25 protein-coding genes are annotated in these 25,409 nt (G+C 58.2%); 13 read left to right on the top strand and 12 right to left on the bottom strand.

Annotated features, from left to right (window positions below; translation table 11 throughout):
* Positions 1 to 17: 17 nt before the first annotated feature.
* The 5 genes from ntrX to dusB all read right to left on the bottom strand — a co-directional run bounded on the left by ntrX (position 18) and on the right by dusB (position 7,222).
* Positions 18 to 1,430, bottom strand: coding sequence for a nitrogen assimilation response regulator NtrX (ntrX, locus tag H9Q16_RS04485; RefSeq protein ID WP_191074152.1), 1,413 nt, complete (start codon positions 1,428 to 1,430; stop codon positions 18 to 20).
* Positions 1,423 to 3,672 (bottom strand): sensor histidine kinase NtrY-like, encoded by a 2,250-nt coding sequence (locus tag H9Q16_RS04480; RefSeq protein ID WP_343067789.1) that lies wholly within the window; start codon positions 3,670 to 3,672, stop codon positions 1,423 to 1,425. Before H9Q16_RS04480 ends, ntrX begins: the two co-directional genes overlap by 8 nt.
* A gap of 101 nt (positions 3,673 to 3,773) precedes the next feature.
* Positions 3,774 to 5,135: a response regulator gene (locus H9Q16_RS04475; protein WP_191074150.1), complete on the bottom strand. Its 1,362-nt coding sequence runs from the start codon at positions 5,133 to 5,135 to the stop codon at positions 3,774 to 3,776.
* Between the two features lie 39 nt (positions 5,136 to 5,174).
* Complete coding sequence (locus tag H9Q16_RS04470) at positions 5,175 to 6,239, bottom strand: two-component system sensor histidine kinase NtrB (protein WP_191074149.1); 1,065 nt, start codon at positions 6,237 to 6,239, stop codon at positions 5,175 to 5,177.
* Complete coding sequence (gene dusB, locus H9Q16_RS04465) at positions 6,236 to 7,222, bottom strand: tRNA dihydrouridine synthase DusB (protein WP_191074148.1); 987 nt, start codon at positions 7,220 to 7,222, stop codon at positions 6,236 to 6,238. The genes H9Q16_RS04470 and dusB overlap by 4 nt, the downstream gene beginning before the upstream one ends.
* A 178-nt stretch (positions 7,223 to 7,400) precedes the next feature.
* On the opposite strand from dusB, the gene H9Q16_RS04460 reads away from it, so the two are divergent.
* The 4 genes from H9Q16_RS04460 to H9Q16_RS04445 all read left to right on the top strand — a co-directional run bounded on the left by H9Q16_RS04460 (position 7,401) and on the right by H9Q16_RS04445 (position 10,821).
* Positions 7,401 to 8,531 (top strand): bifunctional 2-C-methyl-D-erythritol 4-phosphate cytidylyltransferase/2-C-methyl-D-erythritol 2,4-cyclodiphosphate synthase, encoded by a 1,131-nt coding sequence (locus H9Q16_RS04460; protein WP_191074147.1) that lies wholly within the window; start codon positions 7,401 to 7,403, stop codon positions 8,529 to 8,531.
* The gene (locus tag H9Q16_RS04455) at positions 8,528 to 9,016 is read left to right on the top strand and encodes a phosphatidylglycerophosphatase A (protein ID WP_191075155.1); all 489 of its coding nucleotides are present in this window, start codon (positions 8,528 to 8,530) and stop codon (positions 9,014 to 9,016) included. Before H9Q16_RS04460 ends, H9Q16_RS04455 begins: the two co-directional genes overlap by 4 nt.
* On the top strand, positions 9,006 to 9,503 hold the full coding sequence (locus H9Q16_RS04450) for a CinA family protein (protein WP_191074146.1): 498 nt from the start codon (positions 9,006 to 9,008) through the stop codon (positions 9,501 to 9,503). The genes H9Q16_RS04455 and H9Q16_RS04450 overlap by 11 nt, the downstream gene beginning before the upstream one ends.
* Before the next feature lie 136 nt (positions 9,504 to 9,639).
* Entirely contained in the window at positions 9,640 to 10,821 is a 1,182-nt protein-coding gene (locus H9Q16_RS04445; RefSeq protein WP_191075154.1) for an ammonium transporter, read from the top strand.
* On the opposite strand, the gene H9Q16_RS04440 is transcribed toward H9Q16_RS04445, so the two are convergent.
* Genes H9Q16_RS04440 through H9Q16_RS04430 form a run of 3 tightly spaced genes read right to left on the bottom strand, consistent with a single transcriptional unit; the run spans position 10,803 to position 13,494 of the window.
* Positions 10,803 to 12,077, bottom strand: coding sequence for an MmgE/PrpD family protein (locus tag H9Q16_RS04440; protein WP_191074145.1), 1,275 nt, complete (start codon positions 12,075 to 12,077; stop codon positions 10,803 to 10,805). The genes H9Q16_RS04445 and H9Q16_RS04440 overlap by 19 nt on opposite strands.
* Complete coding sequence (locus H9Q16_RS04435) at positions 12,074 to 12,526, bottom strand: type II toxin-antitoxin system RatA family toxin (RefSeq protein WP_191074144.1); 453 nt, start codon at positions 12,524 to 12,526, stop codon at positions 12,074 to 12,076. The genes H9Q16_RS04440 and H9Q16_RS04435 overlap by 4 nt, the downstream gene beginning before the upstream one ends.
* Positions 12,527 to 12,582: 56 nt before the next feature.
* A complete protein-coding gene (locus H9Q16_RS04430; RefSeq protein WP_191074143.1) occupies positions 12,583 to 13,494 on the bottom strand; it encodes a tetratricopeptide repeat protein in 912 nt (303 codons plus the stop codon).
* A 99-nt stretch (positions 13,495 to 13,593) separates the two neighbouring features.
* On the opposite strand from H9Q16_RS04430, the gene hpt reads away from it, so the two are divergent.
* The 4 genes from hpt (at position 13,594) to H9Q16_RS04410 (ending at position 15,782) form a co-directional block, all read left to right on the top strand.
* On the top strand, positions 13,594 to 14,127 hold the full coding sequence (hpt, locus tag H9Q16_RS04425) for a hypoxanthine phosphoribosyltransferase (RefSeq protein WP_191074142.1): 534 nt from the start codon (positions 13,594 to 13,596) through the stop codon (positions 14,125 to 14,127).
* Positions 14,124 to 14,297: a hypothetical protein gene (locus H9Q16_RS04420; RefSeq protein ID WP_191074141.1), complete on the top strand. Its 174-nt coding sequence runs from the start codon at positions 14,124 to 14,126 to the stop codon at positions 14,295 to 14,297. Before hpt ends, H9Q16_RS04420 begins: the two co-directional genes overlap by 4 nt.
* 114 nt (positions 14,298 to 14,411) lie before the next feature.
* Entirely contained in the window at positions 14,412 to 14,888 is a 477-nt protein-coding gene (locus H9Q16_RS04415; RefSeq protein ID WP_191074140.1) for a c-type cytochrome, read from the top strand.
* Between the two features lie 3 nt (positions 14,889 to 14,891).
* Positions 14,892 to 15,782, top strand: coding sequence for a c-type cytochrome (locus H9Q16_RS04410; protein WP_191074139.1), 891 nt, complete (start codon positions 14,892 to 14,894; stop codon positions 15,780 to 15,782).
* On the opposite strand, the gene H9Q16_RS04405 is transcribed toward H9Q16_RS04410, so the two are convergent.
* Together H9Q16_RS04405 and lipA are read right to left on the bottom strand one after the other, a co-directional pair.
* Positions 15,779 to 16,645: an endonuclease/exonuclease/phosphatase family protein gene (locus H9Q16_RS04405; RefSeq protein ID WP_191074138.1), complete on the bottom strand. Its 867-nt coding sequence runs from the start codon at positions 16,643 to 16,645 to the stop codon at positions 15,779 to 15,781. The two genes, H9Q16_RS04410 and H9Q16_RS04405, sit on opposite strands and share 4 nt — an antisense overlap.
* A 52-nt stretch (positions 16,646 to 16,697) precedes the next feature.
* A complete protein-coding gene (gene lipA, locus H9Q16_RS04400; RefSeq protein WP_191074137.1) occupies positions 16,698 to 17,648 on the bottom strand; it encodes a lipoyl synthase in 951 nt (316 codons plus the stop codon).
* Positions 17,649 to 17,858: 210 nt separating this feature from the next.
* On the opposite strand from lipA, the gene H9Q16_RS04395 reads away from it, so the two are divergent.
* Positions 17,859 to 18,677: a cyclase family protein gene (locus H9Q16_RS04395; RefSeq protein ID WP_191074136.1), complete on the top strand. Its 819-nt coding sequence runs from the start codon at positions 17,859 to 17,861 to the stop codon at positions 18,675 to 18,677.
* A 91-nt stretch (positions 18,678 to 18,768) separates the two neighbouring features.
* On the opposite strand, the gene H9Q16_RS04390 is transcribed toward H9Q16_RS04395, so the two are convergent.
* A complete protein-coding gene (locus H9Q16_RS04390) occupies positions 18,769 to 19,890 on the bottom strand; it encodes a DUF6456 domain-containing protein (RefSeq protein WP_246455464.1) in 1,122 nt (373 codons plus the stop codon).
* A 243-nt stretch (positions 19,891 to 20,133) separates the two neighbouring features.
* Between H9Q16_RS04390 and H9Q16_RS04385 the strand changes: the two genes are divergently transcribed.
* Positions 20,134 to 20,433: a DUF6477 family protein gene (locus H9Q16_RS04385; protein ID WP_191074135.1), complete on the top strand. Its 300-nt coding sequence runs from the start codon at positions 20,134 to 20,136 to the stop codon at positions 20,431 to 20,433.
* Here H9Q16_RS04385 and H9Q16_RS04380 read toward each other — a convergent pair.
* Positions 20,426 to 21,964, bottom strand: coding sequence for a trimethylamine methyltransferase family protein (locus tag H9Q16_RS04380; protein WP_191074134.1), 1,539 nt, complete (start codon positions 21,962 to 21,964; stop codon positions 20,426 to 20,428). The two genes, H9Q16_RS04385 and H9Q16_RS04380, sit on opposite strands and share 8 nt — an antisense overlap.
* A 206-nt stretch (positions 21,965 to 22,170) precedes the next feature.
* Here H9Q16_RS04380 and guaA point away from each other — a divergent pair, with 206 nt between their 5' ends.
* The 3 genes from guaA (at position 22,171) to H9Q16_RS04365 (ending at position 25,395) form a co-directional block, all read left to right on the top strand.
* Positions 22,171 to 23,745 (top strand): glutamine-hydrolyzing GMP synthase, encoded by a 1,575-nt coding sequence (guaA, locus tag H9Q16_RS04375; protein WP_191074133.1) that lies wholly within the window; start codon positions 22,171 to 22,173, stop codon positions 23,743 to 23,745.
* A 389-nt stretch (positions 23,746 to 24,134) separates the two neighbouring features.
* Entirely contained in the window at positions 24,135 to 24,356 is a 222-nt protein-coding gene (locus H9Q16_RS04370; protein WP_191074132.1) for a hypothetical protein, read from the top strand.
* Between the two features lie 169 nt (positions 24,357 to 24,525).
* Positions 24,526 to 25,395 carry a DMT family transporter gene (locus tag H9Q16_RS04365; RefSeq protein WP_191074131.1) on the top strand — a complete coding sequence of 290 codons (870 nt, stop codon included), beginning with the start codon at positions 24,526 to 24,528 and terminating at the stop codon, positions 25,393 to 25,395.
* Positions 25,396 to 25,409 lie beyond the last annotated feature (14 nt).

The following is a 25,409-nucleotide window of genomic DNA, read 5'->3' as shown; positions in this document are numbered from 1 at the left end:
GCCCCTACCTTCGCGCTCTATCCTGCCGCCTCCGCTTCCTCATCTACATGCGCCACGCGTACCCCGGACTTTGCAGAAGTCACGACGCCCAGCGACTTGAGCTTGCGGTGGAGCGCGGATCGCTCCATGCCGACAAAGTTCGCGGTACGAGAAATGTTGCCGCCAAACCGGTTGATCTGCGTCAGCAGGTATTCACGCTCAAACGCCTCGCGTGCTTCGCGCAAAGGAAGTGTCGCCAACGCGCCAGAGAGCACGACGCGGCCGTCTTCTTCACTATGCTCCTCCTCGCCGGGAAGTTCCTTTGCCTCAATCGGACCAGCACCATCGCCCAGGATCAGGACCCGCTCGATCAGGTTCTTGAGCTGCCGCACGTTACCAGGCCAAACCATGGTTTGCATTAGCGCGACGGCGTCTTCTGACAGGTCCCGTTGAGGCAAACCCTGGGACTTGTTGAATTCGGCAATGAAGTGCTCGGCCAAAAGCGGAATGTCTTCGCGGCGCTCTTCCAGCGAAGGGACGGCGATTGGCACAACGTTGAGGCGGTGAAACAACTCCTGCCGGAAGGTTTCGCTGTTAATTGCAGCCTCCAGGTCCTTGTTTGTACTGGAAACTACTCTCAGATCGACCCGTACCTTGTCATTGCCACCGACCCGGGTGAATTGCTGATCCACCAGCACCCGCAGGATTTTTGACTGTGTGCCCAGTGGCATGTCAGCGACCTCATCGAAATAGATGACGCCGCCGTGGGCTTGCTCCAACAGCCCCGGTTCAATGCCTCGGTCAGCACTTTCGCGGCCAAAGAGCACCTCCTCCATCCTGTCGGGCTCAACCCCGGCGCAATTGACGGTTACAAAGGGCGCTGCGGCCCGGTTGGAGTTGGCGTGGATATAGCGGGCGGCGACTTCCTTGCCCGCCCCACCCGGACCGGTCAGCATCACGCGGCCGTTGGATTTGGTGACTTTGTCAAGCTGCCCCACCAACGCCCGGAATGCTGCCGAATTGCCAAGCATCTCTGCAGAGGTCACATCGCGTCGTTTGAGGCTTTGGTTCTCGCGGCGCAGACGCGAGGTCTCCATCGCGCGGCGTATCACCACGAGCAACTGGTCAATATTGAACGGTTTTTCAATGAAATCATATGCCCCCTGCTTGATCGCAGCGACAGCAATTTCGATGTTACCATGGCCGGAAATGATCACCACCGGCACATCCGGGTTGTCGCGCTTGGTGGCCTTGAGAATATCGATACCGTCCATGCGGCTGTCTTTAAGCCAGATATCAAGGATCATCAGTGCGGGCGGTTCGGTATTGATCGCTGCCATCGCATCGTCCGAATTGCCGGCAAGACGGGTGGCAAAGCCCTCATCTTCCAGAATGTCCGAAATCAGTTCCCGGATATCACGTTCATCGTCAACGATCAGGATGTCACTCATCTGCAATCTCCAATGTGCTGGGGGTGGATTGGGGCGCGGCGGGAAGCGTAATCACAGCCATAGCCCCGTAATGGGATTGCCCGTCAAAGACGGGCGCGTCGGTGAGGGTCAGGCTGCCGCCGTGTTCCTCGATAATTTTCTTAACGATCGGCAGCCCAAGGCCGGTTCCTTCGCTGCGGGTTGTTACATAGGGTTCAAAGAGGCGTGCACGGTCCTCAGGCAAACCGATACCATTGTCGGCAATGGTCAGTTCCGCACCGCTTTCACTGTGCGACATCGACACTTGTATCTGCGGCCTCAGATCATCGGGCGGTTCTTTTTGTTTCAGACTTTCAATGGCTTCACCTGCGTTCTTGATCAAGTTTGTCAAAGCCTGAGAGATCATTGTACCGTCAATTTGCGCCATCAATGCCTCATCCGGTAGCGCCGCTTTGATTTCTACGTCAGGCTGTCCGGCCTGCTGCAGGAACACTGCATCGCGCACCAGTTGAACGAGATCCTGCTCACTGGTCTCAGGCTCCGGCATCCGCGCAAACTTTGAGAACTCATCCACGATCCGCCGCAGATCTCCGGTCTGGCGCACAATCACGCCGGTCATTTGATCCAGCGCTTCGGCATCTTTACCTTCCATCTTGCTGCCAAACTTCCGTTTGATGCGCTCGGCACTTAACTGGATCGGGGTCAGGGGGTTCTTGATCTCGTGGGCAATCCTGCGCGCCACATCGCCCCAGGCAGCCATACGCTGTGCACTGACCAGATCGGTGACATCATCAAAAGCAACCACATATCCCTCTAGGCGACCATCATCGGCCCGCCGCGTGGCCATGCGTACCAACAGATTGTCCATGGCGCCCTGGCGCGACACCTTGACCTCGCCTTGTGACACCTCGCCGGGGCCATTGGTCAGCGTCTCGAACAAAGGCGCAAACTCCGGAACCGCGACGGCCAGCGCCAGCGATTGTTGGTCTTCGGACCAATCCAGCAAGCGCATCGCGGATCTGTTAACAAAAGTCACGCGCCCTTCTGGATCCAGCCCGACCACCCCTGAGGTGACGGAGCTGAGCACGGAATCAAATAACCGCCGACGCCGTTCAATCTGGCGGGTATTGTCCAGAAGGGTTTCGCGCTGGCCTTTGAGCTGCGTGGTCATCTGGTTGAAGTAGCGGCCGAGCATGGCGATTTCGTCGTCGCCGTCCTCCTCCCGGACCTGGACGGACAGATCCCCTGCCCCAACCCGCTGTGCCGCACCGGTCAAACGCCCGACGGGGCCCGACAGCCGCTCTGCAAACCACAGGCCAAGCCATACAGCCGCGAGGATCAGGATGACTGCAAATCCGATGTACAGCAGGCCAAATTCAAATAGCAATCGGCCGCGATCAGCCTCCAACTGCTGGTAGAGCCGTGCCGTCTCTTCTGTTTCGTCCAACAGCGACAGAATATCACCATCCACGTCACGGCTGACGTATAGAAAACGGTCAACATATGTTTCCAGCGGGCGCAGCGCCCGGAATTCATTGTTGGTCCAGTCTTCGATGATCAATACGCCTTCACGGATGGCCAGTGCGATCTGCTCTTGGGTGGGTGGCTCGTAGTCGAACAGGTAGGACCGCTCCCCCCGCGCGCGGATTTGCGACGTTCCATCAATAAGATAGGCCTCGCGAAGCCCGCGCTGGACCAGCCGCTGACCATCGCTGAGAATCTCGCTGTCTGACAACGGAACGCTTTGACGCCGGCTGTTGTCGATGTACCGCGCCAGCCCGCGCGCATCGTCTAGCAAATCAATGCGTTGCTCATTTTCATAAGCTTCTGCGGCGGTTAGTGAGTTTTCCACCACGCTGCGGACCCGGTCCGAAAACCAGCCTTCCAAGCCCACATTCACTGTCAGTCCGGCGAAAATTGCGACAGAAACAGTTGGGATAAGCGCCATCAACGCAAAGACGCCGGTCAAGCGAAGGTGCAGGCGCGACCCGGCAGACTTGGCACGGCGCGCGGCGATTTGGCGGGCAACCTGGCTCATGACCAGCGCGGCGACCAAAAGGATGTAGACCAGATCGGCCAGCAGGATCAGTCGTACGCTAGGTGTGTTGGTCGCTTGCCCGGGCGGGCCCACAATCAGATAGGTTGCGAAGGCCAGAACCGGGGCCAGCAGCACCAACCCAAATGTAAAGAGATTCCGCACACGTCTGCGTCGTCGCAAACGACCCAGGTGTTCCAAAGAAAAAAAGCGTGACCGGGTTGCCACCCGCTGCCCTCACCGATGATGTGATGCATTGCTGCATCAACCGCCATATTTTGTGGTCCTGAACACGCATGAAGCATGATGGCCACGGTTATGTGGCGCTTTTACATCATTTTGCGACCCCGTGTCACCTCAATATCGAGATCGGTGATCTTCTTGCGCAAAGTATTGCGATTGATGCCAAGCAAATCGGCACATTTTGCCTGATTTCCGGCGGTCGCCCCAAGTGCAATTTCAATCAGCGGTGCCTCCACTTCGCGCAGAATGCGGCCATACAGGCCGGGCGGTGGCAGCATATTGCCATGCAGGTCGAAGTACCGGCGCAGGTGGCGTTTGACAGATGCGCCCAGCCGTTCCGTATTTGCCGATGTGTGCAGCGGTTCAATTTCTGGCTGCGCGCCAAGCACCTGTTCGGCCTCAGCAAGAGAAATCTCAGCGGCGCGGCTGGTCAATGCCAACTGCCGCATTGCGTGTTCCAGCTGGCGCACGTTTCCCAACCAGGGATAGTTGACCATCAGTTGCGTCGCGTCGTCTGACAGTGTTCGCGCTGCATCCGACGGCGCGGCCTTTTGCAGGAAATGATGGGCCAACAGCACAATGTCCTCTGCGCGATCACGCAATGCCGGTACATGCAAGGTGGCCCCGGACAGCCGATAGTATAGATCTCTGCGCAGATCACCTTTCTTCATGGCGGCTGACAGATCCGACTGGCTGGTGGCGAGAAACCGTGGCGTGTGCTCGCCGGGGGTATCCATCATCCGGGCGATGCGGGCCTGCGTGTCCGAGGGGATATCGCCAATCTCGTCAATCAAAAGCGTGCCCCCACGCACACGCGCCAGAACCCGCGCCGGGCCTTCGATGTCATGCAGATCAGCAGCGGTGACGGTGACAAATGGCAGGCTGCGCCGGTCGGAAAAGTCATGTATCGCCCGCGCGATCAGGGATTTCCCTGTTCCGCTTTCGCCCCAGATCAGCACCGGCAGGTCAGTGTTCATCAGCCGTGCAACCATCCGGTAGAGCGATTGCATCACAGCCGTCTGACCGACCATTGGCAGATCGTCGCGCGCTTCGTCTGTCGGTGTGGCGGTCGCACGCTGCGTCACGTTGCGGGCCAGCGCGGCAGAGGTTCGCTTCATCAGGTCCGGCAGATCAAATGGCTTGGGCAGATAATCAAAAGCTTCCGCCTCAGCGGCCTTGATTGCCGTCATGATGGTGTTTTGCGCCGAAATGACGATGACCGGAAGCCCGGGCCGGTCCATACTGATCTTGGGCAGCATTTCCAGACCATTGCCATCGGGCATGGCAACATCCGTGATGACGACATCACCTTTGCCTTCGCCAACCCAGCGCATGAGCGTCGTAAGGCTTGAGGTTGCATGCACTTTGCACCCCGCCCGTGTCAGCGCCTGCGTCAAAACGGTTCGGATCGTGCGATCATCGTCGGCAACCAGTATCGTCCCATCCATGGGTCTGCTCCTTGTATTGCGGCTAGATGCGCTTTTGGGTCATTCAGTTCCCCCGGCGCGGGGCAACGAAATGCGAAATGTTGTTTGTCCAGGCACCGAAGAGACCGATATCCAGCCGTCATGTTCGGAAATGATCTTACTGACCAAGGCCAGCCCCAGCCCGGTGCCGTTTTCGCGGCCTGAGACGAAGGGTTCGAATACATCGTCCTTGATCCCTTCCGGCAAGCCGGGACCGTCATCGGTGATCTCGATCTGCAAGGGCAGCGAATGGCCGGAACCATCTGAGCGGCGCAGCCGAAAGGAATGCTCGAAATAGGTGCGCAGCCGGATTGTCCCTCCCCGCTCCCCTGCGGCCTCTGACGCATTCTTCAAGAGATTCAAGACCACCTGCAGCAATTGATCCTTGTCCCCCAGCGCAAAGGGCAACGACGGGTCATAGACCTCCTGAATGGTCATCTGACCGCCAAACCCCAGTAGGGCTGATCGTCGGGCGCGGTCCAGCACGTCATGCAGGTTGACCGGCGCACGCTCCGGTGCTGTCAAATTGCCAAACTGGTCCACCTGCTCAAGCAGCTTTACGATGCGGCGGCTCTCAGCGACGATAAGATCCGTCAGTTCCAGATCCTCAGCGCCCAGGTTCATCGACAGCAGTTGTGCAGCCCCGGTGATGCCCGCCAGTGGATTTTTGATTTCATGGGCCAACATCTCTGCCATGCCGATGGCAGATTTGGCGGCGGATTTGACGCCCCGGTTTTGCGTGACGCGGCCTGCCAGTTCACGCGGTGTGATCAGCATCAGCATTCGGCCCTCGTGTCCGACAAGTGGCGCAATTTGCACGCCGCACTGCAATGGCGCGCGCTGGCCCGAGCCGACATCGACATCATTGACAAATAATGGCGTCTGATTCTCGCGGGCGCGTTCAAAGGCGGCCTCGAGGGGGTGATCAATGGCGATGATATCCCATACCGGAGAGCCGATAATCGACTTGGCAGAGGCATTCAAAAACCCCTCGGCCGCGGGATTGAGGTCGCTGATCGTTGTATCCGGCGCAATAATAACCGCCGGAACTGGCAAAGAAGCCCAGATCGCCCGGTCCGAATTCATGCCGCCACCCTAGATGGCGCGTCGCAAAAGGCATTTTCAATCAAGGAACTGACGCGCGTCGGATCCGTTTCGGTCAGAACCAACCGGCGCAGATCAGCCCGCGTGGCGTGTGTATCCATGTACCAGCCAAGGTGCTTGCGTGCGACACGCAGGCCCAGCGTTGCACCATAGAAACTGAGCATGGCCTCATAATGCGCCCGCACCATGTCGGCAAATCTCTCGCCTTGTGGGATGTTTGGCGCGGGTGTGCCGTAAAGCGCATGAGAGATTTCAGCCAAAAGCCAGGGCTTGCCCCGAGCCGCCCGCCCGACCATGACGCCATCGCCGCCAGACCGCTGCAATGCTGTGCGTGCGGTTGTGCTGTCTTGAATGTCTCCGTTTGCTATCACGGGGATCGATACTGCGTCTTTGACGTGGTGGATGGCGGCCCAGTCTGCGTGGCCCTTATAGAATTGGCAACGCGTCCGCCCATGGATGGTGATCATGCTGATTCCAGCTGCCTCTGCACGCGCGGCGATTTCAGGGGCGTTCATAAGGCCATTGTCCCAACCAAGGCGCGTTTTCAGTGTGACCGGCACGTCAACAGCCGCAACCACGGCTTCGATCAGCCGCAACGCGTGATCAGGTGTCTTCATCAGGGCAGATCCAGAGGCGCCCTGCGTCACCTTCTTTGCCGGGCATCCCATGTTGATATCGATCAGGAGCGCGCCCTGATCGGCGACCATCCGCGCGGCCTCGGCCATGGGATGTGCTTCGCGTCCTGCGATCTGCACTGCGGTGCCTTCGATCCCCAACCCCAATTCCGCCTTTTCGCGGGTGCCGGGACGCCGGGCCAGCAATTCCTGGCTGGCAACCATTTCAGACACGACAAGGCCCGCGCCAAACTGCGCCACGAGGTTGCGGAATGGCAGATCGGTGATTCCGGCCATCGGTGCAAGAAACACCGGTGGGGCCAAATCGAGAGGAAAGGCGCGGACGCTCACGTGCTTAATCCTTGTGCAATTGGAACGGATGTAGCGTCCGGGCGCGTCAACCTCAATGTATTGTGGCGCGGAAAAGAGCGCCTAAATCAGATGGTGCCTGAAAATTAGGCAACTACGGACGGATTGCGTCGCCGCAAAGCATTGCCTAGACAATCAGCATGATCTCAGGCCTTTGCTCATGACCCTTGCTGTTCTGATCGTCGCAGCCGGGCGCGGCACACGCGCTGGTGGCGCTACTGCCAAGCAATGGCAGCCGCTTTGTGGCAGACGCGTCATCGATCACACTCTGGCGGCCTTCACAGGGCATCCGGCAGTGAACAGAATCGTTGTTGTGATCCATCCCGACGACCGAGCGCAGGCAATCAGTCTGGAAACGCTTGGCATCACGCTGGTGACCGGTGGCGCGGATCGCGCCGCGTCGGTTCGCAACGGCCTTGCCGCGGTGCAGGATTGCGACAGTGTGCTCATCCATGATGCTGCACGGCCATGTGTGTCACGTGCGGTTATCGACGGTGTGATTAATGCGCTGGCGCACAATGACGGCGCGGCGCCCGGACTGGCCGTGTCAGACGCCCTGTGGCTAGGCGACGGCGCGCAGGTAACTGGAACCCAAGACCGCGAAGGTCTTTTTGCGGCCCAAACGCCACAGGGTTTTGGCGTTGCGTCGATTACTGCGGCACATGATAGATACGACGGCCCGGCAGCAGACGACGTCGCAGTGGCCCGGGCGGTTGGAATGCGCATTGCCATCACGGCCGGTAGTGCGGATAACCTGAAGATCACCACGGCTGCGGATTTTGCCCGCGCCGCGCGTACTCTGGAGCCAAAAATGGACATTCGCACCGGCAACGGATTTGACGTACATGCCTTCGGCCCCGGTGACCACGTGATGCTGTGCGGCGTAAAAGTGCCGCATCCACAAGGGCTTGTGGGCCATTCCGACGCGGATGTGGGGATGCATACGGTGACGGATGCCATCTATGGTGCCCTTGCAAAGGGTGACATCGGGCAGCATTTTCCGCCCACCGACCCACAATGGAAGGGGGCGGCAAGCGACATCTTCCTGCGTCACGCAGCAGGGCTTGCACGGGACATGGGTTTTGAAGTTTCCAACGTCGATTGCACGCTGATTTGCGAAACCCCCAAGATCGGACCCCATGCCGGCGATATGCAGGCGACACTGGCCGACATCATAGGGATTGATCCTGATCGCGTGTCCGTCAAGGCCACAACCTCGGAACGTCTGGGGTTTACCGGTCGCGGTGAAGGCATCGCATGCTTGGCAACTGCGACATTGGTGAAACCGTGACACTGGCGCGACTGATCGGCACCGTTCTGGGTGTTGGGAATATCCGCCCCGCGCCCGGCACATGGGGATCATTGGTAGCGCTGCCTGCGGGATGGTTGGTGCATGTACTTGGTGGCTTCCCCCTTCTTTGCATCGGCGTAGTGGCGGCCTTTCTCAAGGGATGGTGGGCGACCGCAAAGATGACAGCCGGCAGCGACGATCATGACCCTTCAGAGATTGTGATAGATGAACTAGTCGGCCAGTGGATCGCCCTCTTGCCGCTCAGCTATGCTGCCTGGTCCATGGACATCTCGGTCCTCGCGCTTTGGCCAGGTTGGATTGCTGCGTTTGTCCTCTTTCGACTTTTCGACATCTGGAAGCCATGGCTGGTGGGTTGGGCGGACCGCCGCGGCGACCCACTCGGCGTGATGCTGGACGACGTTATTGCGGGCGCATTCGCGGCGGTTGGCGTTTTGGTACTGGCAGCGGTCTATCATGGCCTCTGATCACTTGAGCCTTGCGGCGGAACTTCTTGTCATCACGGCACAAAAGCGCGTGATGCTGACCTGTGCAGAAAGCTGCACAGGTGGGATGCTGGCGGCTGCACTGACGGATCTGCCCGGATCATCGGCGATGTTCGACAGGGGGTTTGTGACGTATACGAATGCCGCCAAGATCGCCCTGCTAGGTGTGCGGCAGGCCACGCTGGACGCGGATGGTGCCGTCTCTGAAAGCGTCGCCTCAGAAATGGCGGTTGGTGCCCTGACGCGGTCAGAGGCGCATCTGGCGCTGTCAATCACCGGCATCGCAGGCCCCGGCGGATCTGAACACAAACCAGAGGGGCGGGTTTGCTTTGCTCTCGCAACATCCAAAGGGTGCAAGGCCGAAACGCAGGAATTCGGCGCCATCGGCCGCAGCGCAGTGCGTCAAGCTGCACGAGACCATGCGCTGCACATGCTGCTTACCGCCGTTCATGATCTGCCCCATATTTAGGCAGTAGACCGCAAAAGCCGCCCGCTAATTAGGCACCCTTCAATTTGCCCAGAAAATAGGCATGGAGACCCTTTTCCATGCGCAACTCGCACGCAATCTGCCCAAACCAGATAATTCCCAAACCGGAGACCTTCCAATGGATGCCGCCGATACCGCATGGATCATGACTGCCACAGCCCTCGTTCTTTTCATGACCCTTCCCGGTCTCGCCTTGTTCTATGGCGGGCTGGTTCGGTCTCGAAATGTACTGAGCGTTTTCATGCACTGCTATGCCATTGCCTGCCTGATGTCAGTTCTCTGGTTCTTTGCAGGATACTCCATTGCATTTGGGCCCGGTGAAAGTGGCCTATGGGGCGGTCTGGGCAAGATCGGCCTGAATGGCGTCACTTCGCAAAGCCTGAGCGGTACGCTGCCGGAGGTGCTGTTCTTTGCGTTTCAGATGACCTTCGCCATCATCACACCGGCGCTGATTGTCGGTGCCTATGTCGAACGGATCGGATTTGTATTTGTCATGCTCTTTTCCGGCCTTTGGATGCTGCTGTGCTATGCGCCGGTTGTGCATTGGGTCTGGGGCGGCGGCATTCTGGCAGATGGGGGCATCTTTGGGGCAACGGGGGTAAAGGACTTTGCCGGCGGCATTGTGGTTCATGAAACTGCCGGGATTGCAGCTCTTGTGCTGGCGATCATGCTGGGAGCGCGCGAGAATCAAACCACTCCGCCGCACAATCCCGGCCTTGTAATGGTCGGTGCAGCCATGCTGTGGGTTGGCTGGTTCGGTTTCAACGGCGGCTCGCAGCTGGCCGCCGACGGCGGGGCTGCGATGGCGATAACGGTCACGCATATTTCGGCAGCAACGGCCTCGCTGACCTGGGCACTATGGGAGCGGATCAAGTTCGGAAAGTTCTCGTTGGTTGGTCTGGTTACCGGAACCATCGCCGGGCTGGCCTCGATTACGCCAGCATCAGGCTTTGTGGGGCCCTGGGCTGCACTGCTGATCGGCGCGGTTGCGGGCATCTTGTGCCAAGAGGCCGTTGTGATGATCCGCAACCGGATCAAAATCGACGATACACTGGACGTTTTTGCGGTTCATGGCGTGGGAGGTATTTTCGGGACCGTCATGATCGCGGCCTTGGGCCTTGGATCATGGGTCGCACAACTGGGATCGTTGCTGATTGTCGGTGTCTTCACCGTTGTGATGACAGTTGTCATCGCCTTGATTTGCCGCGCTGTCACCCCATTGAGGGTGGATGCCGAGACCGAGCATAACGGGCTCGATATCACGGTGCATGGGGAACGCGCCTACGATCTGAGCAACTGATCGGTCAGGTCGCGCAGGCAATCACCCTGCGCGGCCTGCCACAAGCTATCCGCAGTTGCATCACCAACAAGGCTGACTGCCTTGGCGCCCAGTTTTGCGGCGCGAGCCTCCAGCGCCATCGGCGCCATCAGATCATGTTTGAGCCGCTGCATCGCGCCATTTTCCCGCGTGATTGATACTTCTGCCTGTGTCTCGCTCAGCCGCTCATCCGCTGTTACCTGCACTTTTGACCTAAGCTTCCTGATGTCGTTATCGCGCGTGATTGCGTCCGTGAACTGCGCGATAGAGGCGGTATCGTGTCCCAAAAGCGCCATGGCAGCGGTTTGGGCAAAGCTGAACTTGGCTGCCAAACCGGTTTTGGGGCCTGGGATATTGCACACTGTCATCCAGCGGGGATGGGTCCGGATATGCAGCTTGCTCACGCTCTCGGCGTCCAGTCGCAAATCGCCAATCGCCTCGAGCGTCGCATGCAGACCATGGCAACACGCGTGAAACTTGTGGCTGATTGATGTGATATGCCATGTGCCCTTACCGGGTCTTACGTTTTCGTTCGCACCATGATGGGTGTCGCCAAAGCCAAGCGGGCCTGCCATCCCATCGCGCGCCGCGGTCATGCCGGCCTGGGCCCAAAGCGTCGCTTCTACCCCTGTGCGGGCGGCCAGACCCGCGTTCAGCGGTTTACCCATCGTGCCAAACTGCGCTTTCAGCCCAGACGCCATCGACGCGCAAAGCCCAAGCGCGTGGCGCATTTCGCCATCACTCAATCCCAAAAGCCGTGCAGTCGCCAACGTGGCACCGAAAGCACCTGCCGTCGCGGTCTGATGATAGCCGATCTGATAGTGGTCGCGCCCCAACCAGAGGCCCGTCAGGACAGAGGCCTCGATACCGATGGTCCCTGCCGCCACGACCTCCTCCATGGTCGCGCCGACCTCCTCGGCGAGCGCAAGCACGGCGGGAAGCACGGCAACCGACGGGTGGCCGATGTGGGCAAAGTGGGTATCATCATAGTCAAGCGCATGGCTGAGAGTGCCATTGACCAGGGCCGCCGTCGCGGGCGGTGCCTTGCCACCACCAAAGACCGTCGCGGGGCCCTGCCCTTGTGCCAGACTGGCGGAAATGAAGTCTGACCGTTCCTGTTCGGCACGTCCGGCAAGCCCACAAGCCGCCCAGTCAAACAACGACAGCCGCATCATCGTCAGCGCATCAGTTGGTGGCGTTACCCTCGCAAACGTGATCAGCTGGTCGGTAATTGTCATGCGACAGGGTCATAAAGCTTTGCCGCGCGGGTCTCGAATGCACGGACAACGCGCTGCATGGCTTCGTTGAATACGACGCCAATGATGCCTTGAAGGATGCGGTTTCTGAATTCGAAATCGACATAGAAATGGACGGCGCATCCGCCCTCGACATCCTCGAAATGCCAGTTCGAGATCATCTTTTTAAAGGGGCCGTCCAGATATTCTGTATCGATTTTGTGCTGTTTCGGCCAAAGCACCACACGGCTGGTGAAACGTTCACGGAAGACCTTGAAGCTGATCACCAGATCGGCGTCCATCACACGGTGATCGCCACGCAGTTCATTTGACCGGATCCGCGCCGCGGCCGTCCATGGCAAAAACTCGGGATACTTTCCAACGTCCGCCACAAGGTCGTACATTTGCTGCGCTGTATAAGGCAGCTTTCTCGTCTCAGAATGGGTCGGCATTGGGCGCTCCGTTTCGCTGTCCCCCCTTGCCACGACCCCACAGGGGGCCGCAAGGGTCAGAGCGTCTGGGCAAGATCGCGTGCAGCTTGCTGGTCCGTTGCGCTCATGTCCTGGGACAGGCGTGAGCACCCTTCTTCCACTGTCTCGCGATGCCTGTCGCTCACCCGCTCAAGCGCCCAAAGGCAGTGTGCGTAGGCATCAACGGGGCCATATTCTGAAAACAATTCCGCTTCAATCAGCTCTGCGATGTTGAACGCGGCAAAGCCATACCCCTGCTTCATCGAGGCGCTGTAAAGGGCAAAGGCGGTGTCATAGTCGACAGGCACGCCACTCCCAATTTCATAGAGCGCACCAAGGTTGTTCAGACCGTTGGGCAATCCCATTCGACCGGCCCGCGCAAACATCGCGCGTGCGGCATCCAAATCTTCGGCCACACCGCGCCCCAGACGCAAAAGATCGCCCAGATTGTTGGCTGAATGTGCATCACCCGCGGCCAAGCCTGCCCGGTAAATCTCAACAGCGCGCTCAGGGTCTTCGGGGCCGCCGATCCCCTCATTCCACATTAGCCCGAGATTTGCATGCGCAGGCCCATAGCCTGCGGCGATCGCCTGCGTAAACCACGCGCGCGCCTCTTCCGGATCTGCAGCAACGGGACCTGCACCTTTCCACTTCAGGTGACCCAGGTTGTGCATTGCCTTGCCCATCCCCTGATCAGCCGCGCGCTTGTACCAGTCGTAGGCAGCCTGCGGATCAACGGGCAAACCCATGCCGTCCTCATAGCTTACGCCCAGAACGTTCTGCGCAACCGGGTTGCCAGCTTCGGCAGCGGGCAAAAGAATTTCTAAAGCACCGGCAAAATCGCCTTCGATATGCTGCAATCGGGCAGCGGCAACTTCGTCTTCCGTATAGGCGGCCGCCTGCATGGCCAGACATGTCCCCAGAACAATCAAACCTAAAAAGCGCTTCATCAAATCCTCCCGTTTAAGTGCCGGTATTCTGCGGCATTGCGAAATCACTGGCAACCATTTGCCACATTTGGCACAAAGCACCGGGATAAGGGGCGTACCATGCAAAAACCCTATGTCATCGATGAGATGATTTCGGCCAAATCAATTGCCGCGCGGCTGGAGGAGCTTTGCCGTGAGATTCACGATGAATTTCAAGGCACGGACAAGCTGGTAGTCGTTGGCCTTTTGCGCGGGTCCTTTGTCTTTATCGCTGATCTGGTGCGGGAACTGGACCTGCCGATCGAAGTCGATTTTCTTGAGGCTTCAAGCTATGGCGATGGCATGGAAAGCAGCAGGGAAGTGCGTATTCTCAAAGATTTACGCGGCGCAATCGAAGGTCGTGACGTGCTGGTCGTCGAAGACATTGTGGATACCGGCCATACGCTGCATCACGTGACCGGCCTGCTCAAATCGCGCGAGCCGGCGCGGCTCAAGACCATAGCGCTGCTCGACAAGCCAAGTCGCCGCGAGGTTGACATGAAAGCCGACTGGACCGGATTCGAGATACCTGACGAATTTGTGGTCGGCTATGGGATCGACTTTGCCCAACGAAACCGTAACCTACCCTACATCGGCAAGGTCCGTTTTACATGAACCCGGCCTGGCTTTTTCGGATGTCCAAGCGGGCGCGCCGCCCGCCTTCGGCGGCGCGGGTCAAACTGGTGTTTGGCGTCATCATCGCCGCATTGGTGATCATCGCCATTGAGCAGATGGGCTGGTGGCCAGACTGGGCCACAGCAGAGCGGATGCCGCGGAAATTCTAGGCAATGAGACTGTTCTTGCAAAAATGAACGTCGTCTGTGCAAATCTTCACAGAATTGTTTTCCGGCGCTTTCATTCTACGTGTTAGCGTCGAGACGTAACTGGGAGGAAAGTTCATGTCTTCACTTACCAAAAAATCTATTGGCGCCGGCCTCGCGATTGCCGTGGCAGCAACTGCCACGTTTGCCGCGAGCCATTCAGCAAGCTCCAGCAACAAGGCCGTCGCTGCGCGTCACGCGCAGATGCAGATGATCGGATATCATATCGGCGTGCTTGGTGGGATTGCCAAGGGCGAGATGGAGTATGACAGCGCAATGGTTGATGCGGCGGCAAAAAACATGCGCGAGCTGGCCAAGATGGAGCGGGCAACACTCTGGATTGAGGGCACAGAACAAGGTGCTGTCGACGGATCCCGCGCAAAAGCATCAATCTGGCAGGATAGCGATGGCTTTGCAGCCAAGTTCCTTGATCTGCAAAATGCTGCAGACGCGATGGTCGGTGCAGGCAGCGCAGAAGAGGTTGGCAGCCGCATGGGCGCACTGGGTAAGTCCTGCAAGGATTGCCACGAAAGCTATCGCGGGCCCAAGAACTGATCCTTGAAAAAGGCTCTGACATTTCTTCTTGTCTGCGCCGTGATCGGCGCAGGCGTTTTTTGGGTTTTGACGCGCCCTGCCCCGTTTCCTGAAACTTTCGGCGCCGAGCTAACGCCTGATGCCGAAAATGGTGCGTTGGTTTTCGCCGCAGGGGGCTGTGTATCGTGCCACGCGGCACCGGGGGCTGAGGATGAAGCGAAACTCATTTTGGCAGGCGGCCTGCCCTTCGCCAGCGATTTTGGCACCTTCTATGCGCCCAACATATCGCCCGATCCCGATGCGGGCATTGGGACCTGGCGTCTTGAACAATTTGCGCGGGCGTTGATCACTGGCGTCTCTCCTGAGGGTCAGCACTATTATCCGGCATTTCCCTATACCGCCTACACACACATGGCGCCGCAGGATGTCGTCGATCTTTTCGCCTACATGCAGACCCTGCCTGCAGATGCCACACCTTCCAAGGCACATGACGTCGGCTTTCCGTTCAACATCCGGCGGACTTTGGGCGGGTGGAAATGGCTGTTTGGCACCGATGAATATGTGCTGGCAGGGGATCATGACGCGCAGGTCATGCGGGGGCGTTACCTGGCCGAGGGGCTGGCCCATTGCGGGGAATGCCATACATCACGTAATGCCTTGGGCGCGCTGGATCGAAGCGCCTGGCTTGCCGGAGCGCCCAATCCATCTGGCAAGGGCCGGATCCCGAATATCACCCCGGGCAAGCTGGAATGGTCTGAGGCTGATTTAGTAGAATACTTCACGTCAGGTTTCACGCCTGACTACGACAGTGTCGGCGGGGAAATGGCCGAGGTGGTCAGCAACCTGGCGTCGTTGCCCGAATCCGACCGGGCCGCGATTGCTGCTTATCTCAAGGCCGTGCCTGCCATCCCCTAAAGGTCCGTCAACGTCAGCCAGATAGGGGCGTGATCTGAAAGCTTCTTGATCCAGCGATCCTTGCCCTCGGTTGTGCTTTCCCGGGTCCAGCCGCCCACAACACATTCATGTCCGCCCTCGGGCTGCACGATCAATCCCTTGTCCACATAGACATGATCCAGATCGGCATCTTGATAGCTTGACGTCGACCCGCCGGAATAGGTTGCTGAATGACTTTTGGAAAGTCGGCGCAGATTGCGACGGGCCAGACGTTTGTCGATCCGGGCAATTTCGTCGGCAGCAGTAATGTCGCCACGCGCGTCCGTCAGACGCATCCCCATGGTGTTGAGATCACCCATCACAACAAAGCGCGCTGTTGCTGCGCCGCGCGTTCCTGCGTGCCGATCAAGCGCGCGCTTAAGATCCCCGACCTTTTCAAACATTGATGCGCGCAGGCCCCAGCCATCAGGCGACGTCATGCTTTTGAAATGGCCAAACAGGACCGCCAGCGGTTCTGCCCCCGGCAGCTTGACTGTCAGCACAGGCGCAGGGCGCAGATGGATGTTGTTCTCCTTGAATTCACCCTTCTGGGTAAAGAACACCCGCAGTCCATGCTTGTACCCCACCAGGATTTCCTGCGTCTGATCGCCTTCGGTGAGCAAGAAAGAATAGTCGGGCAAAGCCTCGGCCAGCTTATAGGGTCCTTGGTCGCCGACCACCTCCAGCACTGCGAATATGTCGGGATCTTGATCAATGATAACCTTGGCCACGCGGGCGACACGCTCAGCCTGCGCGCGGTCTTTTTCAGAGTTGGGCAGATTCCGCCAGTTCTCACGCGGACCTTTGAAGTGACGCACGTTCCAGGACAGTATTTTCAAATCCATCTACTCTACCCGCACCTCTTGAATGCGCAGAGTCTAGCACAATCAGAGCCGTCTACGCCCCAAGTTTTTTCAACCGGGCGTCACGCAGGCGCGCAAAGTCGTCCCCCGCATGGTAAGATGAGCGCGTGAGCGGTGTGGCGGATACCATCAGGAATCCCTTCCCATAGGCCGCCTTTTCGTATGCCGCGAATTCATCGGGGTGCACGAACCGGTCGACAGCATGATGTTTGGGCGTTGGCTGCAAGTATTGCCCGATGGTCAGAAAATCGATATCTGCGGCGCGCATATCTTCCATCACCTGAATCACAGACTGACGATCTTCGCCAAGCCCCACCATGATGCCCGATTTGGTAAACATCGTAGGGTCCAGTTCCTTGACGCGTTGCAACAGTCGCAGGGAATGGAAATACCGCGCGCCGGGGCGGACTTCAGGATAGAGGCCGGGCACCGTTTCAAGATTGTGATTGAAGACGTCAGGGCGTGCTTTAACAACCATTTCAAGGGCTTCCGGTCCACACCTGATAAAGTCCGGCGTCAGGATCTCGATCGTCGTCCCCGGGCTGCGGTGGCGAATGGCGCGGATCGTCTGCGCAAAGTGATCTGCGCCGCCGTCCTCAATGTCGTCGCGGTCAACCGATGTGATGACTACATGGTTCAGCCCCAGTTTTTGCACCGCATCGGCAACCCGGCCGGGCTCGAACACATCCAGTGCTTCGGGGGGTTTGCCCGTGGCAATATTGCAGAATGTGCAGGCCCGGGTACAGACTTCGCCCATGATCATCATGGTGGCGTGGCCCTGACTCCAGCATTCGCCTACATTGGGACATCCCGCCTCTTCGCAGACAGTGGTCAATTTGTGATCGCGCATGATCCGCGCGGTATCGGCATAGCCCTGACCACCGGGTGCCTTGACCCTGATCCAGCTTGGCTTTTTCGGCTGCGGATTATCGGGTTTGCGAGCCTTCTCAGGGTGGCGTTGTTCAGGGATTTTCAGATCGCGCATGGGGACCTCGGATTAACTCATCCCTATGTAACACATTGCGCGCGTAACAAAAGACCAGGGCACGCAAAGCAGCCATGCGGCCCACGCGACGCCGCGCTCTTGTCAAGAAAGACAGGCGGAAAACGGACCCTTTCTTTGTCAGGGGTTGGCGTTCCCGATGTTTGCCACTTAGGTTGAAGCCAATCATTTCAACCTGAAGGGAGAATTACCATGTGCGATATTTGTGTGATGAACACCGTAAAAGACCGGATGCTGTCGCGACGCGACTTTTTCCGGACAAGCGCTGCGGTTGGCGCCGCTGCAACTTTGGGCACGATCGCGAGTGCACCTGCGTCACTGGCGGGCGGGCATGGCTCAATCAGAGATATGTCCCACAAGCTCAGCCCGGACTTCCCAACATTTTTTGGCGAACCGGGAATTGCGATGACGCAAAAATTCTCGTTCGCCAAGGAAGGGTTCAACCTGTTCGATCTGTCGATCAACGAACACACCGCAACGCACATTGACGCCCCATTGCATTTCTCAGCCGATGGGAATTCCGTGGATGAAATACCGGTGACTGATCTGGTGGTGCCTTTGTGCGTCGTGGATATCGCGGCCAAAGCCGCAGAAAACCCAGACGCCCAGGTTACACCCGACGATCTAAGATCCTGGATCGCGACGAACGGGGATATTCCTGACCGCGCCTGCGTCGCGATGCATTCCGGATGGGCCGACAAGACAGCAGATGCCAGCTATGTGGGACGCGCAGACAACGGGATGCATTTTCCGGGGTTCCATATTGAAGCGACGCAAATGTTGCTCGAGGAAACCTCAGCGGCTGCGATTGCGGTCGACACCCTGTCGCTTGATTTCGGACAGTCGGCGGATTTCGCAACGCACTATGCTTGGCTGCCGGCTGGCCGTTACGGCATAGAAAACATCGCCGGACTAGCCGATGTGCCCGCAGCAGGTGCCACGCTGGTTGTCGGCGCACCCAATCATGTCGGTGGTTCCGGCGGGCCTGCCCGCATCTTTGCGATGGTATAGGAAACGAAATCGGAACCACGCAAGTCGAAAGGAAACGACCTGGCGGGGGAGGACTGCCAGGCCGTTCCTTTCAGGGATGGACGGGCGTCGTTCAACCGATCATCGGCCCGCCTGGTCCTATGGTCGACTCGTAATGGCGGCTCAGACGGGTCAATGCGATGCGCAGAACGATCTTACCGGATCGCGCCGACCATCCCAGCCGACGCTCTGCGGTTTCCAATCCTTCAAGGTAGCAGCAGCATCGCAAGGCCACATCTGACAGATCCGGCCCAAGTTTCATCAGTGCCGCAGCCACACGCGCCCGGGCCTCCGATGAGACATCTCTGCGGCGCTGCGACGGGTTGTTTCCCGCCAAGTCACGATCCAAATCGGATGGCTTGTGCGTGTCCATTTGGGCCAATTCGAAATCCTCGCGCAACCGCTCGCCAGCATGCACCTGGTCTTCTGTCAGGAACGGCTTTCCCTTACCGTCTTTTTTGCGGGACAATGCAATCAGTGGGCTTTCCGCCAGCGCATAACGCACGCGGCGACTGTGGGATGCGCCTTCGACGGACAAACTGTTGCGCATGCCCTCTTCGGTGACCACCGAGGGCGCAAGATCCTTATCTCTGTCGTTTGCGGCTTCGCAGGATGCTGGATCATCCATCATCCCAATCAATGCGGCACGCCCAGCCGCTGTGATGTGATAGCGCACGATCCGTCCCGTGTTGGCCGCAGCGATCCATTCCTTCAACGCCAAGGCCTGCGCAACCGAAGCGGCGACGACAGCCGTGCGGGTTGTCCCGCCCTCGCTGTTATCACGCACGACAACAGCTTTTTCCATTTCCGAGGCGACGGCAAGAACCGCACCCGTTTCACACAACCGCCTCAACACGCGCATGGCTTCGCGGTTAAGTGTGTCCTCATCCGGCAACCTGTCTTTGGTGCATGTGATCGGCATTTCCGGGCCTGAGGCGCCATTAATTTCTGTATGTCCTGCCTGCATCTGCATGACCGGACCAAGCTGGCGCAATGCGGCATCCACAAGCGGATCATCGCGCCGGGTTTCGAATTTGCGCACCTGCCGTAGAATGGTGGATGCGTGGCAACCCGCTGCGCGCGCCAAAGCCCGAATGGGTTCCCCAAATTCTGTGTGAGCCAGATAATGGATCGCCCCCACGGGCACCCAATCGGGCAGAGTTTTACCGGTCTGTACCAAGTTCACCATTGTCATCGCCATGCGCCTTCCCCGTGCCGTTGGTGAAAATTGTCCGCCGAGCCCGAAGCACAACCTAAAGGTGTCTTTGTTACTTGAGCGTTAACAATCCTCGATTTGGTAATCATTGTTTCCAAAAGATAAACAGTGGTGAAATCCCCGTGCGGCCCAATGCCTGTCCGCGCAACACCCGCGTGGGTTGTGTCATCTTGTCGCCGTATCAGGCCCGCTCTGGGCCGCTTCCGACACAAGGTCATGACCATGCAAGATGTTATCACGATGCTGCAAAACCTTCACCGCCCACGCTTGATGATGCGTGCCGCCCGTATTGGCGCGGATCAATATCGGCGCGGCGCGCATCTTCCCCGGTTGTTGGGCTACGGAGTGTTGCCGCGGCACGGTGCCGCCCTGATGCGCCTGATGGAGATTGAGGCAACGCTGGAAGAACAGCGCACCCTTTCAGATGCCGGGTACAGCATGATCCGTCATCTCGACGTGCTGATCGCACTGGTTGGCGAGGCGCGGGTGCTACGCGCCGCGCAGCACCGGGGCTCTACATGAAGCTGTCAGGCTCCGCCGCTTTCTTTTCAGCGACATATGTATCGAGGGCTTCGCGAATCGCGATGTCCATTTCGGGCTGGCGGTAGTCTGCCAGCATTTTCTGGACCCGACGTGCGGCAAGCGCTTCGGTGTCCATCGCGCCTTCGTCTGCCCAAGTCTCAAACGGCTTGTAATCAAGAAGATCTGACTTCCAGAAAGCCGCCTTGAAATTGGCTTGCGTATGCGCGCACCCCAGGTAATGGCCTCCCGGCCCCACTTCACGGATCGCGTCAAGGGCTTGCGCGTTTTCGTCCACGCTGATGCCCTTGGCCAAATGATGGAGCGCGCCAAGTTGATCCGCATCCATCACAAACTTTTCGAAAGAGCTGACCAGCCCCCCCTCAAGCCAACCGCAGGAATGCAGCATGAAGTTGACGCCCGCCAACAAGCCCATGTTCAGGCTATTGGCCGTCTCATACGCCGCCTGCGCATCGGGCAACTTTGACCCGCAGAATGACCCGGCAGAACGATAAGGCAGGTTCAGACGCCGGGCCAGTTGTCCCACACCATACGTGATATGCGCCGCCTCCGGGGTGCCGAAAGTAGGTGCGCCCGAATTCATGTCGATCGAGGTCACAAAAGCGCCCAAGATCACCGGGGCCCCTGGGCGAATGAGCTGGGAATAGGCAATGCCGGCGAGGGTTTCGGCCAGAACCTGCGTCAATGTCCCTGCGACTGACACCGGCGCCATCGCGCCGCCGACAATGAAGGGAGAAATGATCGCGGCCTGATTGTTCTGCGCATAGACCTCAAGCGCACCCATCATCACGTCGTCAAAGGTCATCGGCGAGTTGATGTTGATCAGCGAGGTCATGACGGTGTTTTGCTGCACGAAATCCTTACCAAAAAGGATACCACACATATCCACCGAATCTTGCGCGCGACTTGGTTCGGTCACGGACCCCATAAAAGGTTTGTCGCTAAGCGTCATATGCGCATGAAGCATATCGAGATGCCGTTTGTTCACCGCGATATCAGTGGGTTCGCACACCGTTCCACCCGAATGGTGCAACCACTTTGACATATAGCCAAGCTTCACGAACTTGTTGAAGTCATCCATGGTGGCATAGCGCCGTCCGCCTTCCGCGTCCCGCACAAAGGGCGGGCCATAGACGGGCGCCAGAACCAGATTGCGCCCACCCATAACGACATTGCGTTCGGGGTTACGCGCATGTTGCGTGAATTCTGAGGGAGCAGTGGCACAAAGTTTGCGCGCCAACCCACGCGGGATCCGGACCCGTTCGCCATCGATGTCAGCACCAGCATCCTTCCACCGCTTGAGCGCCGCAGGATTGTTGATGAAATTGACACCAATCTCCTCCAGCACCGTATCGGCATTGGTCTCGATGATCGCCAGCGCTTCTTCATTCAGCACTTCAAAATTGGGAATGTTGCGTTCGATGTACTTGACTGTATCGAAGGAAACAGCAGAGCGTTCCGCCCGCCGTGCTGCGCCACCACCACCGCGTGCCCTGCGCCGTGTTTCTGCCATGAGAATCCCCTTCCCGACGTTTACTGCCCTTCTGCTATCCCATCACTCGCAGCGGCCCCGCGCCTATTACGCCCCAACAGGGAAAAAAGCGACATTGGGCTCTGCAGGTCACCATGAGGTCTTTCTCTGGCTAAAATATTCCCGGGGTCTGGGGCTGGCCCCAGTCCGCCCTTGCCACGCGCACGGTGCGCGCATAATCAGGCGCCATGACACAGATCCAGCACGACCGCCTCCTTATCATTGATTTCGGCAGCCAGGTGACCCAACTGATCGCGCGTCGATTGCGTGAACTGAATGTCTACTGCGAAATCCATCCCTACAATTTGGTGGATGACGCTTTCCTCAGGGAATTCGCCCCAAAGGCGGTGATCTTTTCCGGCGGACCGGATTCGGTGACCCGGCAAGGCTCCCCCCGACCACCCGCCGGCGTTTTTAGCATGGGCGTTCCGATCTTGGGGATCTGTTATGGGCAACAGGTCATGATGGAAGAGTTGGGCGGCAAAGTCATGGGCGGCAAGATCACCGGCGGCGGTGGCACAGCAGAGTTCGGTCGTGCTTTCGTTGAACCATCGGGCGATCTGAACCTGCTTGAGGGATGGTTCGAGAACGGCAAAGAACAGGTCTGGATGAGCCACGGCGATCATGTCAGCCGCATCGCCCCGGGATTCGAGGTGTACGGCACCTCACCCAATGCGCCCTATGCGATTACCGCCGACCCCGCGCGCCATTTCTACGCGGTTCAGTTCCACCCGGAGGTCCACCACACGCCCAATGGCGCGCGCCTGTATGAGAATTTTGTCCGACTTGCGGGCTTTTCGGGCGATTGGACCATGAGCGCCTATCGCGAAGAGGCAGTCGCGGCCATTCGCGCTCAAGTGGGCGACGCCAAGGTGATCTGCGGCCTGTCTGGCGGTGTAGATTCCTCTGTCGCGGCGGCGCTGATCCACGAGGCGGTGGGCGATCAACTTACGTGCGTCTTTGTCGATCACGGCCTTCTGCGCAAGAACGAAGCCGAAGAGGTCGTGGGAATGTTCAGGGACAACATGAACCTGCATGTGATCCATGCCGACGAAGCAGAGCTGTTTCTGGGGGAATTGGACGGTCAGTCCGATCCAGAAACCAAGCGCAAGATCATCGGCCGACTATTCATCGACGTGTTTCAGAAATATGCGAATGAAATTGAGGGCGCGGCATTTCTCGCTCAGGGAACGCTTTACCCCGATGTGATCGAATCCGTTTCCTTCTCTGGCGGTCCGTCCGTCACCATCAAAAGCCATCACAACGTTGGCGGCCTGCCTGAAAAGATGGGTCTCAAACTGGTTGAACCGCTGCGTGAGCTCTTCAAGGACGAAGTGCGGGCCTTGGGTCGTGAACTGGGACTGCCCAGCCATTTCATTGGTCGCCATCCATTCCCGGGCCCTGGTCTGGCCATTCGGTGCCCCGGCGAAATCACCCGTGAGAAGCTGGACATTCTGCGTGAAGCTGATGCTGTCTACATCGATCAAATTCGCAAGCATGGATTGTACGACGAAATCTGGCAGGCGTTCTGCGCGATCCTGCCGGTGCGCACCGTGGGGGTGATGGGCGATGGGCGCACCTACGACTTTGCCTGTGCCCTCAGGGCGGTCACGTCTGTCGATGGCATGACCGCGGATTACTATCCGTTTAGCCATGAATTCCTGGGCGAAACGGCCACGCGGATCATCAACGAGGTACCGGGCATCAACCGTGTGACCTATGATATCACCTCCAAACCCCCTGGCACAATTGAATGGGAATAAGCGTCAACCAGGGGTCCATCCTGCGCGCAACACTTGGGTGGATAACTACAGGATGTTCAGCTTTAGATGAGATCAGCCCTGATCCTCATAACCCCGACACCTGCGGCCTGTTGATCGGGTAGAGCGCACCCCTACTTTTCCTATGTCAAGGCTGCACGCGGCAGCACGCCGACCCTTCCTATTGACGGCAAGACGATCACTGTGCGCAAAGGCACGCCTGATATTGGCGTTGCGCTCAGCACTCTGTGTGGCGCATTTGACAGCCTACGCCGCTACCTTCCCGACAGCTATGACGGCGTGATCGTCGATGCAGGTGGGTGCATTGGCACATCCGCACTGGCCTGCGCGATCTCTTTTCAGAAGCGCGACTCATCATCCTTGAACCTTCAGTGGCCAATATCGGTCTCAAAAAGCTCTATATCGAAGGCGGTGAGACGGATCTTCTGGCACATGATGCCGCGTCCCTACAAGCGATTGACGTGGTGTTTGCGGAACTGCGCGCCCGTATCGTAACCGGATGTTCAGAGATGTTTGTTGCGTTCTTACATGATCGGATCGTCGTGAAGGATGATGGAGAGAAGTACCTCTTCATCAAGCGACAGCACCTCTGAACCACTCCCGACGCTGGATCATTCAGCGAACAAACCCATAGATCACATGTGCCTTCATCCCTTTACACCCAGCAGGTATCGGAAGATATCAGTCAGGGAGATGTAAGAGGCGCATAAACTTCATGGTGACGATCAGATCAGCCAGCGCCAATTGCGTGAGGCAGCCCGCATGAGCGAAACAACCCGCGCCGCACTCTGGATGATTGGTGCGATTTGCTCGTTCACTCTGATGGCCATTTCCGGTCGGCAATTGGGCGGCGAATACGACACCTTCGAAATCATGATGTACCGCAGCGCTCTTGGCGTGATCATCGTGCTGGCGGTGGCGGCGCGCGTCGGAACGATTGGCCAGATCAACCGCGATGCGTTTGGGTTGCAGATCGTGCGGAACATCGTGCATTTCACCGGCCAGAACCTGTGGTTCTTTGCACTCACCATGGTTCCGCTCGCACAGTTGTTCGCCTTTGAATTCACCACGCCCTTGTGGGTCATCATCCTGTCACCTCTGCTGCTTGGCGAACGTCTGACCGGCGTCAAGGCGCTTGCGGCGATGATGGGATTTGTCGGGATCCTTATTGTGGCGCGCCCCACTGTCGAGGGCGTCAATATCGGTATGCTCGCAGCCGCGGGGTGTGCGGTATTCTTTGCACTCACCTTTATCACGACGAAAAAGCTGACCAGCCGACAGACGATCACAGGCATTATGTTTTACCTGACCGTCATTCAACTGATCCTTGGTCTGATTTGTGCAGGATACGATGGTGATATCCGTCTCCCAACGGCTGCCGCGTCCCCCTATTTGCTGGTCATCGCGATCTGTGGGCTGGTTGCACATTTCTGCATCGCAAAGGCGCTCAGCCTTGCGCCAGCAACTATCGTTGCCCCCATCGATTTTGTGCGCCTGCCTGTGATCGCGATTATCGGCATGGTGCTGTACAACGAAGCGCTGGATATCTGGGTATTTGTTGGTGCCTTGATCATTTTCGGCGGCAACTATCTCAATATCTGGTCTGAAAACCGCAAAACCTCGGCTGCCTGATGCGCAGGATTCGG

Origin of the sequence: Sulfitobacter aestuariivivens (assembly GCF_014763045.1) — a bacterium.
Taxonomy (GTDB): Bacteria; Pseudomonadota; Alphaproteobacteria; order Rhodobacterales; family Rhodobacteraceae; genus Sulfitobacter; species Sulfitobacter aestuariivivens.
Note: the sequence above shows the minus strand (reverse complement) of the source record. Positions and strands in the feature narration are given on the sequence as shown.

Bases quoted from the DNA above. Each gene is read 5' to 3' on its own strand.
- ntrX (WP_191074152.1), bottom strand. From the start codon at position 1,430: ATGAGTGACATCCTGATCGTTGACGATGAACGTGATATCCGGGAACTG.
- H9Q16_RS04475 (WP_191074150.1), bottom strand. From the start codon at position 5,135: ATGGATGGGACGATACTGGTTGCCGACGATGATCGCACGATCCGAACC.
- H9Q16_RS04470 (WP_191074149.1), bottom strand. From the start codon at position 6,239: ATGAATTCGGACCGGGCGATCTGGGCTTCTTTGCCAGTTCCGGCGGTT.
- H9Q16_RS04460 (WP_191074147.1), top strand. From the start codon at position 7,401: ATGACCCTTGCTGTTCTGATCGTCGCAGCCGGGCGCGGCACACGCGCT.
- H9Q16_RS04450 (WP_191074146.1), top strand. From the start codon at position 9,006: ATGGCCTCTGATCACTTGAGCCTTGCGGCGGAACTTCTTGTCATCACG.
- H9Q16_RS04445 (WP_191075154.1), top strand. From the start codon at position 9,640: ATGGATGCCGCCGATACCGCATGGATCATGACTGCCACAGCCCTCGTT.
- H9Q16_RS04440 (WP_191074145.1), bottom strand. From the start codon at position 12,077: ATGACAATTACCGACCAGCTGATCACGTTTGCGAGGGTAACGCCACCA.
- H9Q16_RS04435 (WP_191074144.1), bottom strand. From the start codon at position 12,526: ATGCCGACCCATTCTGAGACGAGAAAGCTGCCTTATACAGCGCAGCAA.
- H9Q16_RS04430 (WP_191074143.1), bottom strand. From the start codon at position 13,494: ATGAAGCGCTTTTTAGGTTTGATTGTTCTGGGGACATGTCTGGCCATG.
- hpt (WP_191074142.1), top strand. From the start codon at position 13,594: ATGCAAAAACCCTATGTCATCGATGAGATGATTTCGGCCAAATCAATT.
- H9Q16_RS04420 (WP_191074141.1), top strand. From the start codon at position 14,124: ATGAACCCGGCCTGGCTTTTTCGGATGTCCAAGCGGGCGCGCCGCCCG.
- H9Q16_RS04415 (WP_191074140.1), top strand. From the start codon at position 14,412: ATGTCTTCACTTACCAAAAAATCTATTGGCGCCGGCCTCGCGATTGCC.
- H9Q16_RS04405 (WP_191074138.1), bottom strand. From the start codon at position 16,645: ATGGATTTGAAAATACTGTCCTGGAACGTGCGTCACTTCAAAGGTCCG.
- lipA (WP_191074137.1), bottom strand. From the start codon at position 17,648: ATGCGCGATCTGAAAATCCCTGAACAACGCCACCCTGAGAAGGCTCGC.
- H9Q16_RS04395 (WP_191074136.1), top strand. From the start codon at position 17,859: ATGTGCGATATTTGTGTGATGAACACCGTAAAAGACCGGATGCTGTCG.
- H9Q16_RS04390 (WP_246455464.1), bottom strand. From the start codon at position 19,890: ATGACAATGGTGAACTTGGTACAGACCGGTAAAACTCTGCCCGATTGG.
- H9Q16_RS04385 (WP_191074135.1), top strand. From the start codon at position 20,134: ATGCAAGATGTTATCACGATGCTGCAAAACCTTCACCGCCCACGCTTG.
- H9Q16_RS04380 (WP_191074134.1), bottom strand. From the start codon at position 21,964: ATGGCAGAAACACGGCGCAGGGCACGCGGTGGTGGTGGCGCAGCACGG.
- guaA (WP_191074133.1), top strand. From the start codon at position 22,171: ATGACACAGATCCAGCACGACCGCCTCCTTATCATTGATTTCGGCAGC.
- H9Q16_RS04365 (WP_191074131.1), top strand. From the start codon at position 24,526: ATGAGCGAAACAACCCGCGCCGCACTCTGGATGATTGGTGCGATTTGC.